Origin of the sequence: Pseudoalteromonas sp. S3785 (assembly GCF_005887365.1) — a bacterium.
GTDB lineage: Bacteria > Pseudomonadota > Gammaproteobacteria > Enterobacterales > Alteromonadaceae > Pseudoalteromonas.
Genome location: NZ_PNCT01000093.1, coordinates 21,810 through 31,866, shown reverse-complemented (window position 1 = coordinate 31,866; position 10,057 = coordinate 21,810). Strand labels below are relative to the sequence as shown.

Here is a 10,057-nt window from a genome sequence, read left to right as displayed (position 1 = left end):
CTAAAAGCTAAAAGCTAAAAACTAAAAGCTAAAAGTGCTCACATAGTAAACACTTTCGCCCTATGCTTTAATATTAAAAAAGGGAGGGGGTTATGCGTAAAAATCGATTTTTATTTAATAAACACGTTGCTGTAATGGCTGCGCTAGGGGCTTTAGCTGCGCCGTTACCTGTATTGAGTAACGAGCCAGGGGTATTAGTTGAGCAGCTTTGTGCCAGTTGCCATAGTTTAAACAACCTTGAGCGCAGTGCGGGTTATAGCCAAGCGGATTGGCAAACACTTATAAGCTATATGGTAGATACAGGCGAAGGTACTGCATTTAGTAAAGATATAAGCACGTATTTGGCCAAACATTACCCTGTTAACACTAAGCGCGAGTCAACGGTGGTTAAAGGGGATTTAAAACTAAACTTTAAATACTGGCAAGTGCCTACGCTTGGGCAACGCGCTCGCGACCCTGTGCAAGGTGAAAACGGGCTTATTTGGTGGGTTGGCCAGTGGGGCAATATTTTAGGTAGGTTAAACCCTGAAACCGGTGAAATGAAAGAGTACACACTGCCAAGTGGTACGTATGCGCACAGTGTGTCGCTTGATAAAAATCAAACCCCTTGGTTTTTAGGTAATAAAAATGGCACGGTGGGGTATTTAGATTTACAAACCGAAAAATTTAAAGTGTATAAAATGCCTAATAAAAATGCCCGTGACCCGCATACAGGCGTGTTTGATGATGCAGGTATATTTTGGTTTACCCTGCAGCACAGCAACATGATTGGCAGGCTAAACCCTAAAAGCGGCGATATTAAACTGGCTACTTTGCCCACTAAAGGCTCGCGTCCTTATGGTATAAAGCTTGATTCAAACGGGTCGCCGTGGGTGTCGTGTAACGGCAGTAACTGTTTGGTTAAAGTTGATAAAAACACTATGGCGCTTAGCGAAATAAAACTCCCAGGTGCTAAAACACATACTAGGCGCCTTGCTATTACGCCTGATGATATGGTGTTTTATGTAAACTCTGGCATGGGTAAACTGGGCCGCTATAACCCCAAAAACGGTAAAATAACGCAGTGGGATAATCCCAGCGGCGCAAACAGCCACCCGTATGCCATTGAATATGCCGATAATGCTATTTGGTTTAATGAGTCGGCTAAGCGCCCCGAAACACTGGTTAGGTTTGATTTGAAAACTCAAACCATGCAAAGCTGGCAAATTCCCAGTAAAGAAGGGGTTTACTCTGGCTTAATTAGGCACATGCGTATGGGCAATAACGGCTTGATTATTCATCAAACGGCTACTAATCAATTAGCCGAAATTACGTGGTCTAAGTAATTGAGTTTATTAACACGTTATATAAAAGCGCTAAGCGTTAGTGCATTTATGTATGAGGTAGGAGTTTTTTACAACAGTTAGCAATATTTACGTTGTTTACAAGAGTGTTTGAATCTGATTTAACTTAAGTTATTGATTTTTTTATGTATTGTTTTGGTGGCTTAGGTTTTGCTTAGTAATAGCTGTATTATTTTAAATAGATAAAGGAGTTATTATGAGCAAGGTTATTACTGGGTTATTTGAAAGCGCATCGCAAGCAACACTGGCTATTTATAGGTTAGAAGCATTAGGTATTAATGAAGCTGATATAAGCATTGTAGCCAATGACTCATACGCAAAGGAAGATTTTGCTTTAGATGAGGGAACTAAAGCGGCTGAGGGCGGCATTGTAGGAGCAGCCTCAGGTGGTATTATTGCCGCTCTTGTAGGCGGGTTTACTGCTGTAGGTACCGTGGCAACCGGTGGAGCAGGTTTGCTCGTAGCTGGTCCATTAGTGGCTGCTTTTGCAGCGGGCGGCGCTGGTGCTGCTGTAGGTGGCACGTTAGGTGCTGCTATTGGTGCATTTATTCCAGAGCACGAAATTAAATATTATGAAGATGCGATTGAAAAGGGCTCTATTTTAATCGGCGTTAAGTACGATAGCGATAACAAAAACGCAATTGAAGAAATTCTTAACAATGCAGGGGCAAGCAACGTCTCTACTGCATAATGGTTAAAGGAATTGCCAGAAAGGTGAAACGTAGTTTCACCTTTTTTTTATTCATTTTTAAATGTCTTTAGACACACTTTATTTGTAGCGTTAAAAAACCCCTATAAGGGGCTTTAGAAAAGTTACACTTATTAGGTGGGTTATTTGTGCTTTCGTTTATCTAGCGCGTAATTTACGGCCATTCTTGCTAAGCCTGCACCCACGCCCGACACCACAGCCCATGTAACGGCTTCTTTAAGATCAGTTTTTTCACTCGGCTTGTCTTTTGGGGCTGGCTCATTGGTTACTTTTTCCCACGACTTTTGTAAACTTTTTCTGGTCAACATGCCTGCGGATGCGGCGGCTAGGCCTATACCTAGTGTTTTAATTAGTTGCTTGTTACTCATAATTCCCTCCATTGTTTAATAGCGATAGGGTCATCTATAACCCGTTTAACGACACTAGTATGCTGAGCAATTAGCATACCGACAGCGCAGTGGGCGTGGCGAGCATGGTTTATTTTAGTTTGTGCATGAGGGTGTAATTTGATTAAACGCGCTGTGTTATTGGCTTAGCGTAAAGTTAACTAATTAGCCTCTTAGCGGTTTAGTTGTTTTTTAAGCCACCGCAAAAGGTATTTAGGAAAGCGTGGGTGCCTGCTAGGCCTGTAAAGTTGTCATTTTATTTGTAAATATGCCTCAGTTTTTTACAGCGTTTTGGCAAAAATGCGCAGTATGTTTAAAATTGGCGAGTTGATAATTTCCCATAGCTGATTATTTTATTATGATTCAGCGAGTTAAGTATTATGTAGGCAAATAATACATCCATAGCGAGCTTGGTATAAAGATTGAACCTAATAGCTAAGCAATCACGGTAATTTATAAACCTGATACTTTACGAGGAGATTACAATGAATAGTTTACTGTTTAATTCATCCGGTAGTAAAAGCGCAACACGAATTTTTAAACCCGCTTGCGCCATATTTTTTACCGCTGCAATGCTACAAAATAGCGCATTGGCGAATGTAGATGTTGATATGCATGCAGTGAGTAAATCGGGGCAAGGTGAGCTACTTGGCACCGTTACATTGACAGAAAATGAGCACGGGGTGGTATTTACCCCTGCGCTTAAAGGGTTTACGCCTGGGCAGCATGGCTTTCATGTTCATCAATATGCTAGCTGCGAGCCAAAGCAAAAAGACGGTAAAGTTGTACCTGCCGGTGCTGCTGGTGGGCACTTTGATCCTAACAGTGCTAAACACCACGATGAACCGTGGAGTAATGGCCACTTAGGCGATTTACCTGCGTTATATGTTAATGAGGATGGCGAAGCTACATCGCCTGTTTTAGCCCCAAGGCTCAAGCTTGAGCAGCTTAAACAACATGCAGTGATGATCCACAAAGGAGGCGACAATTATGCCGACGAACCCAAGAAACTAGGTGGCGGCGGTAAACGTGTTGCGTGCGGCGTAATTAAGTAATACGGAGGTTATTATGCCTTATCAAAATACAAATGAGTTACCTGAGTCGGTAAAAAGTAATTTACCTAAACACGCCCAAGAGATATACCAAGAGGCGTTTAATAGCGCGTGGGATACCTATAAGGACCCAAGCGATAGAAAAAACGATGACGATCGCGAAACCACAGCGCATAAAGTGGCGTGGTCTGCTGTTAAAAATAGCTACAGTAAAAATGATAATGGAAACTGGGTTAAGGCGAGTAATTAGTTACTTGTAAAAGTAAAAAACCAACGTTTAAAAAGCCGCTACAACTTTTGTAGCGGCTTTTTTATAGCGTAATTGGGCTACTCGCTTTTGTGCTTACGGCGTTTATAAAAGGCAAAAACACCTACTACACACGCTAATATAAACGCCATAATAATAGTAAATGCCCACGGCCCAAAATTAGCAATGGCAGGAAGTGCGAGCGCAGTAACAATACCGCCGCCAACCACAGGCTCATAAAGCGGTTGTTTGTAACTAAAGGGGCGAATATGCTCACTAGGGTTTGAGGTAGCCTGTTTTAGCATTAACAGCCCAACTGCCGTGGTGCCCATAGATTGCCCAAGCTCGCCAATCCCTCTCACTTTCCAATCTTTAGGGAAAAACCACCCACCAAAGAAAAAGTAGATAGCTGCGCTATAAGCTACCCCCACCGCACCTAAAATTAAAATACTTTGCCAATATTTAGCAAGTACCGATAAGTTAAGCGCACCCAGTGCGGCAATTATCAGTAAATCGAGGGAGAGGTTAGAAAGCAGGTTTATTTGATAGTGACTAATTAAGTTACCCATGCCTGATTTATTAAGTGCTATTTGCACCACTAAACCCACCATCATCGCAACGGGGAATAAAGGCATGTACTCAAGTATTTTTACAGATGAATCGGCAAAAAGGCTTTTTTCGGCTACTTGTAAGGCGCTAAGTAAAAGCCAAGCAACAATAACAACAGTGCCTAAAATAGCAAAGTGCAGACCAAACGGGCGGTCTTTTACTTCTACTTTTTCGTCGTGGCTAATTTCAAGCTCTTGGTCGCCATCATCGGTGCGATTAGACATAATAGTCCCTAATACGATGGCGCTTATAAGGCCTATTGTTGCTATACCTAGTCCCAAGTCCATACCTTTTGCAAAATCGATACTCTCAAAAGTGGATTGCAGGCCAGCTACGGTGCCATGCCCGCCCTGAAATCCTACAGCAATGAGTGCGCCGGCAATTTCGTTGGTATCAAATAAAGGGGCTAGTATTAATAATGCTGTGATCATCCCGACTACATATTGGCCTATGGCAATGCTGTAGCCAAAGCTTAAATTGGGTAGGCTTTGATTTAGCGATTGTTTAATTGTAGGTATTTTTTTACCTAAAAATAAGCCTGCAAACACCACCACAATTAAATACCCAGGTAACTCCTTCCATATATTTGTGACCTTTTCATCTATCCATAAATTAGTCCCTTGGAGTGACAAATTAATATGCTCACCGAGTAATTGTGGCCCTAATAAAAGAGCCAACACGCCGGCAATTAACGAGGAGGGCACAATTAACCCCCTTAAAAATGTGTACTTAATTAAATTACCTAGCGTTAAAAAAAAGGCTAGTAATAGTAACGACTTAAAAAATATAGCTATATCCATAACTGATTTAACCTGTGTTTTATGCCCCTTTAAACTGCCTGCTAATAAAAAGAGCTATACATGTTTGAGTGCTAAATACGCTAGGTAGCAATATATATTCCAGCAACTTTTAAACTTTAAGTGATTGATAATTATATTTTAAATATTTTATGCTGAATTGAGTGCGACGGCTTTACAGAGTTTTTGTATGATTTTCAAACTATAGTGTTAGGTAATTACACAGGGAGTGCACTAAACACGCGTGTGAGTTTCGCTCAAATGTGCGTTACTATTTGGCAAAATTAAGTTTGTTTAAACCCATTGGGATAGCGTTGAATTATTTAGCTCACCTTTATTTTGCACAACCTACAGCCGATTCGCACTTTGGCAATTTATTAGGTGACTTTGGCGGCCGCAGGTATGCACAGCACCTGCCAAGTAGCGTTAAAAGCGCTCTAGAAAACCACTACTTAGTTGATAAGTTTACCGACTCACACCCTTTTGTAAAATCCGCTAAACAGTACTTTTCGCCCGAGCGAAAACGCTTTGCAGGCGTAGCGATTGACGTACTGTTTGATCATTTTTTAATTAGGCATTGGCAACACTTTAACAAACTCCCTTTAAATGATTTTAAACACAGCAGCTACGCACTTTTAAATGATCGCATAGCGGTTATGCCACCGCGCATGCAGCACGTTGTAACCAGCATGACTACAAACGATTGGTTTAAAGAGTACGAAACGATAGAAGGTGTAGGGCTTGCGCTCGATAACATAGCCAAACGCATTCGTTTTACTAATAACTTTGCTGGTACTGCTGAGGATATAACGCAAAACTACCATGAGTTAGAAGCGGTATTTTTAGCGTTTTTTCCTGAGCTGATTGAGCATGTAAAAGAGAGCAGGCTTGAAAAAACATATTAAAAAAGGCCCAACGACACTAGGTTGTTCGGCCTTTTGAGTTTAATTTTTATAGCTATTTTAGTTATTTTTTCTTTTCGCTTGGCGCTGGTTGGCCATAATTAGGTGAGCGAGGTCCGTATAATAAGCCGTTGTAAGCATCTGAAGAAAGTAAGCGGCTTGAAGTAATAGCGGCTATTTCAAATCCCTTATCAGTCACAGTTTCTGCTATTTGATTAATAGCTGCCACAACAAGCATACCGACTAGCCCACCGCCGCTATTATTTTGCTGCTCTGCCGAAGATGCTCTAGCTTTGCCTTGCCATAATTGCTCGCCAGTTCGTAAATCTACTAATGAAGCTGATACAGTTACAGCGGTTTCGCTAGAAATTACAACATAGCTAGTACCATATTCTTCAATGGTAATATAAAGGGCAGTGTCAGCACCAAAAATATCATGTAGTTTTTTTACAGGTACTTGGTGTACATCACTTGCAACCGTAAGGCCATTACCCTTGAAGGTTTGTTCAACTAGCGCTACCGGAAAAACGTAAAAACCAGACTCAGCAATAGGGGCTACCATTTGTGTCATAACACTGTAAGGCGCTATAACTTCAGGTGTATTATTTAATGGCGGTAAAATAATTACTGAATGCGGATCTGCTTGTTTAAAAGCTGTGTAGTCGTGTGCTGGTGGAGCCGACACACACCCAGTAAGCAGTGCTAATAACGCTATTGTTGTAAGTGTTTTAAAGTTGAACATATTAAGCACCTTTCGCCGATTTTAGAAGGAAATCTATATATTGAACAGACTCAGGGAAAAGTGTTTTTTCTGTTTCAAAGTGAGTTGTACCTAAAGCAGGATTACCTGTTTCGAAATAAAGCATGCCCAAGTGAGCATGTAGGCCAGGCGCAACAGGTTTGTTTTTACCAGCGGCTTCGCTGATGATTTGTTCAAGCATGCTAATTTGTTCTTCAGCTGACACTTCATCTGCTTTTAAGTAGGCATAAACTGCAGTGCTATAATCACCATAGTAATAAATTGGCTCTTTAGTCGAATTACAGCCTGTTAGAGCTGCACAAACCATAATTAGAGATAACAGTTTTTTCATTATTTATCACCCCATTGGCCTGATTCTAAACCAGTAACAAGCTTATTAACGACCTCACGAATCGCTAAATCGAGCACTTTTCCATTTAAAGTTGCATCGTATGAAGCTGTACTACCAAAGCCAATAACTTCGCGTTCCGATAAGCTGTATTCGCCAGCGCCCTGAACAGAGTAAATTACTTCTGAAGTTGTTACATCAACAATATTTAAGGTTACTTTTGCATAGGCAATTTGCGATTTACCTTTGCCTAATAAACCAAATAGTTGGCGATCGCCAATGGCTTTTCGACCGAACTCTGTTACATCGCCTGTTACTACAAACTTTGCACCACTAAGAACTTGTTTTGTACCTGTTAACTTTGCTTCTTCTGCAAGGGCAGCCATGTTGTCGCGATCTAAAACGCTAAAGCGATTTGTTTGTTGTAAATGGCTCATTAATGTCGTTTTGGCTTGGCTACCTAAACGGTCTTGTCCTGAAGAAAATATGCCGTTTTGAAAGCTAGAGCGATTTACAAATTGGCCTACGACTAATTTACTTTTTGTGCCAGAATAGGTTGTGTTGTAGCTTGCTACCGTTGGTGTTTCAACTACTTTTGATGATGTAGTTGCACAGCCTGATAGAGTAGATGCAGTAAGTGCAGAGATTATAATTGTTTTAATGTGTTTATTGCTTATGCGCATAAGTTTTTTATATCCGTTTAAATAAATGCAGAAGTAATCTAGAAAGGAGCTTGCACAAGAAAAACCAGTTTAAGTTCAAGAATCCATTCCAAGCGACTTTATAAACAATAATTCATGTAAACGCAATGTTATTATTAATTTAAGAGCAATATATCAACCGGGAAATAAGTGTAACCCTTACAACCTTGCTCCACCTTTTAACTATTGAATTAAAAATATGAAGTTAGGACTGATAGCTATTTAAGTCAGCTATATATTAATCCGCCAAGGTAATAGATAAATTGAACGACTGCTCAAGTTGTGCTTTAATTGTAGCTACCACTTTTAGGAGCGTTTTATGATCAAATTTTATTTTCACCATACACCTAACCCAATGAAGGTTGCTTTGTTTTTAGAAGAAACAGGCCTACCGTTTGAACTTGTACCACTTGATACCTTAAAAGGTGAGCAACATACACCTGAGTTTAAAGCCATTAATCCTAATGCAAAAGCACCTGCCATTGTTGATGGTGAAACCCGTGTATTTGATTCGAACGCTATATTAATGTACCTAAGTGAAAAACACGGCAAGTTAGCAGGTAAGCCAGAGAATCGCGCCGAAATGCTCTCATGGTTAATGTTTATTGCATCGGGTTTAGGCCCATACTCAGGGCAAAGTGTTCATTTTAGACATATGGCGCCAGAAGGGCTTGATTACGCAGTAAACCGCTACTTGCGTGAGGCGCAGCGCCATTACGAAGTGCTTGATACACACCTTAAAGGTCGCGACTTTATAGTGGGTGATGAATACACTATTGCTGATGTATCTGCTTGGGGTTGGATTGATAAAGCCCCAGTAGTACTTGGTGAAGAAGGCCTTGCACCATACCCTAATTTAAAGCGTTGGTTTGAAAGCATTGATAGCCGACCAGCGGTTGCGCGTGCACGCAAAATTGGCACCGATGTCGCCTTTAAAAAAGAATTTGATGAAGAAGCCAAACGTGCTTTTTTCCCATCTAATTACCCAAAGAGCTAACGCTTAAAAGTAATAAAAGGGCAATTTTTGCCCTTTTTTATGCGTATTAATTCCTTAATTTTGCTACAGCGCTACTAAGCTATGCTCTAGCATTGATTGAATCTGTTCTACTATTTTAGCTTCTGTTTCTGGTTCGAACTGTTGTATACGCGGAGTATGGATATGCCCGGTAGGTATGCTTGAATTAAGCTCGTCACGTAGGCGTATGCTGCGATACGATATTTCGTTAGATAAATAACCACCCCCGCCGCCATTTACCGCAACACTGTTCTTAAGTACGCCATACGATCCCGCTTTAAAGGTTTTATTAAGTGTAGTGACTTTGCGGTTGTCGATTACTTTATACGGGCCTTTGGCGTTTTGCATAGCGCTTACAGGTAGGCTAAATTTTACAAACTCATTACCAGGTAGGGGGCGTCCATTTAGCTTAGGAATAACAGGGCTTGTTTGCGTACCGCCGTAGACAATATTAGCGTTATCTGGCGCGGTGACACTGCGGCGTTTACCCGGAAAGTGCTCTAAATCAAACTCGGTTCTGCCCATGCTAACCGTTACAACCATGTCAACGTTATTAAGTGCATAGTAGGGGGCAAGCAGAGACTCTACTATGCCTTGGTCAAAGTCTTTGTAGCGTACTGGTACCATAACCGTATTAATTTCGGCGCTAACGCCATTGTAATTAATAACTTGGCCGTCGAGTAACAACGCGGCTACCCCAGATGGGTTACTCTGGTTGATATTTTTGTCGAGTAAAAATGGGTCAAACCCGGTAAGTACAATCTTTTTATCACTGCCTGATGAAAAAGCTAAATCGGTGCGGCCTCGGCTGCCTTCTTCAAGCATTTTTAGCAGCGTATTTATTTGCGCGTCAGATAGCTCAAATTTTGCGGCGGTTGTACGTATTATTTTACTTGAAAGCAGGCGCGCCCAGTAAAGTGCTCTATCATCGTAGTTTTTAGTTTTAATAATGCGTTGCTTAGCGCTTTCCCACAGCTCAAAACTATAGGTTTTTATGAGCTGCTTTGCCTCTTTAAAGTTATTGAGCGCTTTGAACTGCTGCTCAAAGTTGGTTACTTCTTTATCAAAGGCGTTTAACACGGCGGGCATTGCAGTTTGTGCTTTGCTGATGCGTTGTTCTTCAACGGTGAGTGGATTACTTAAAGCTGCGAATGAAGAGGCAATTAAGCTGGTTGCTAGTAATACTTTGATCATGATACTCCTAATTA

At 41.1% G+C, this 10,057-nt stretch carries 12 protein-coding genes; 6 read left to right on the top strand and 6 right to left on the bottom strand.

Annotated elements, in window-relative coordinates:
* The first annotated feature begins 92 nt into the window (after positions 1–92).
* Complete coding sequence (locus CWC17_RS18260; protein ID WP_138614515.1) at positions 93–1,325, top strand: Vgb family protein; 1,233 nt, start codon at positions 93–95, stop codon at positions 1,323–1,325.
* A 214-nt stretch (positions 1,326–1,539) separates the two neighbouring features.
* The gene (locus CWC17_RS18255; RefSeq protein WP_055016388.1) at positions 1,540–2,034 is read left to right on the top strand and encodes a hypothetical protein; all 495 of its coding nucleotides are present in this window, start codon (positions 1,540–1,542) and stop codon (positions 2,032–2,034) included.
* Positions 2,035–2,174: 140 nt separating this feature from the next.
* Here CWC17_RS18255 and CWC17_RS18250 read toward each other — a convergent pair whose 3' ends face one another.
* Positions 2,175–2,420, bottom strand: a complete 246-nt coding sequence (locus CWC17_RS18250) for a DUF4235 domain-containing protein (RefSeq protein WP_055016387.1) — start codon at positions 2,418–2,420, stop codon at positions 2,175–2,177.
* Positions 2,421–2,923: 503 nt separating this feature from the next.
* Here CWC17_RS18250 and sodC point away from each other — a divergent pair.
* On the top strand, positions 2,924–3,493 hold the full coding sequence (sodC, locus tag CWC17_RS18245) for a superoxide dismutase family protein (RefSeq protein WP_138614513.1): 570 nt from the start codon (positions 2,924–2,926) through the stop codon (positions 3,491–3,493).
* 13 nt (positions 3,494–3,506) lie between these two features.
* The gene (locus CWC17_RS18240) at positions 3,507–3,740 is read left to right on the top strand and encodes a ChaB family protein (protein WP_055016386.1); all 234 of its coding nucleotides are present in this window, start codon (positions 3,507–3,509) and stop codon (positions 3,738–3,740) included.
* 77 nt (positions 3,741–3,817) lie between these two features.
* Here the strand turns inward: CWC17_RS18240 and CWC17_RS18235 are convergent, their stop codons facing one another.
* A complete protein-coding gene (locus CWC17_RS18235) occupies positions 3,818–5,050 on the bottom strand; it encodes a sodium/glutamate symporter family protein (RefSeq protein WP_249935943.1) in 1,233 nt (410 codons plus the stop codon).
* Positions 5,051–5,457: 407 nt separating this feature from the next.
* Here CWC17_RS18235 and CWC17_RS18230 point away from each other — a divergent pair, with 407 nt between their 5' ends.
* Entirely contained in the window at positions 5,458–6,048 is a 591-nt protein-coding gene (locus CWC17_RS18230) for an acyl carrier protein phosphodiesterase (protein ID WP_138614509.1), read from the top strand.
* 61 nt (positions 6,049–6,109) lie between these two features.
* Here the strand turns inward: CWC17_RS18230 and CWC17_RS18225 are convergent, their stop codons facing one another.
* Genes CWC17_RS18225 through CWC17_RS18215 form a run of 3 tightly spaced genes read right to left on the bottom strand, consistent with a single transcriptional unit; the run spans position 6,110 to position 7,816 of the window.
* Positions 6,110–6,787, bottom strand: a complete 678-nt coding sequence (locus CWC17_RS18225) for a DUF799 domain-containing protein (RefSeq protein WP_138614507.1) — start codon at positions 6,785–6,787, stop codon at positions 6,110–6,112.
* 1 nt (position 6,788) lies between these two features.
* Positions 6,789–7,136, bottom strand: coding sequence for a DUF4810 domain-containing protein (locus tag CWC17_RS18220; protein ID WP_055020060.1), 348 nt, complete (start codon positions 7,134–7,136; stop codon positions 6,789–6,791).
* Complete coding sequence (locus CWC17_RS18215; protein ID WP_138614505.1) at positions 7,136–7,816, bottom strand: CsgG/HfaB family protein; 681 nt, start codon at positions 7,814–7,816, stop codon at positions 7,136–7,138. The genes CWC17_RS18220 and CWC17_RS18215 overlap by 1 nt, the downstream gene beginning before the upstream one ends.
* A gap of 337 nt (positions 7,817–8,153) precedes the next feature.
* Here CWC17_RS18215 and CWC17_RS18210 point away from each other — a divergent pair, with 337 nt between their 5' ends.
* Entirely contained in the window at positions 8,154–8,831 is a 678-nt protein-coding gene (locus CWC17_RS18210) for a glutathione S-transferase family protein (RefSeq protein WP_055020062.1), read from the top strand.
* A gap of 63 nt (positions 8,832–8,894) precedes the next feature.
* Here the strand turns inward: CWC17_RS18210 and CWC17_RS18205 are convergent, their stop codons facing one another.
* Positions 8,895–10,043 carry a PA0049 C-terminal domain-containing protein gene (locus CWC17_RS18205; protein ID WP_138614503.1) on the bottom strand — a complete coding sequence of 383 codons (1,149 nt, stop codon included), beginning with the start codon at positions 10,041–10,043 and terminating at the stop codon, positions 8,895–8,897.
* Positions 10,044–10,057 lie beyond the last annotated feature (14 nt).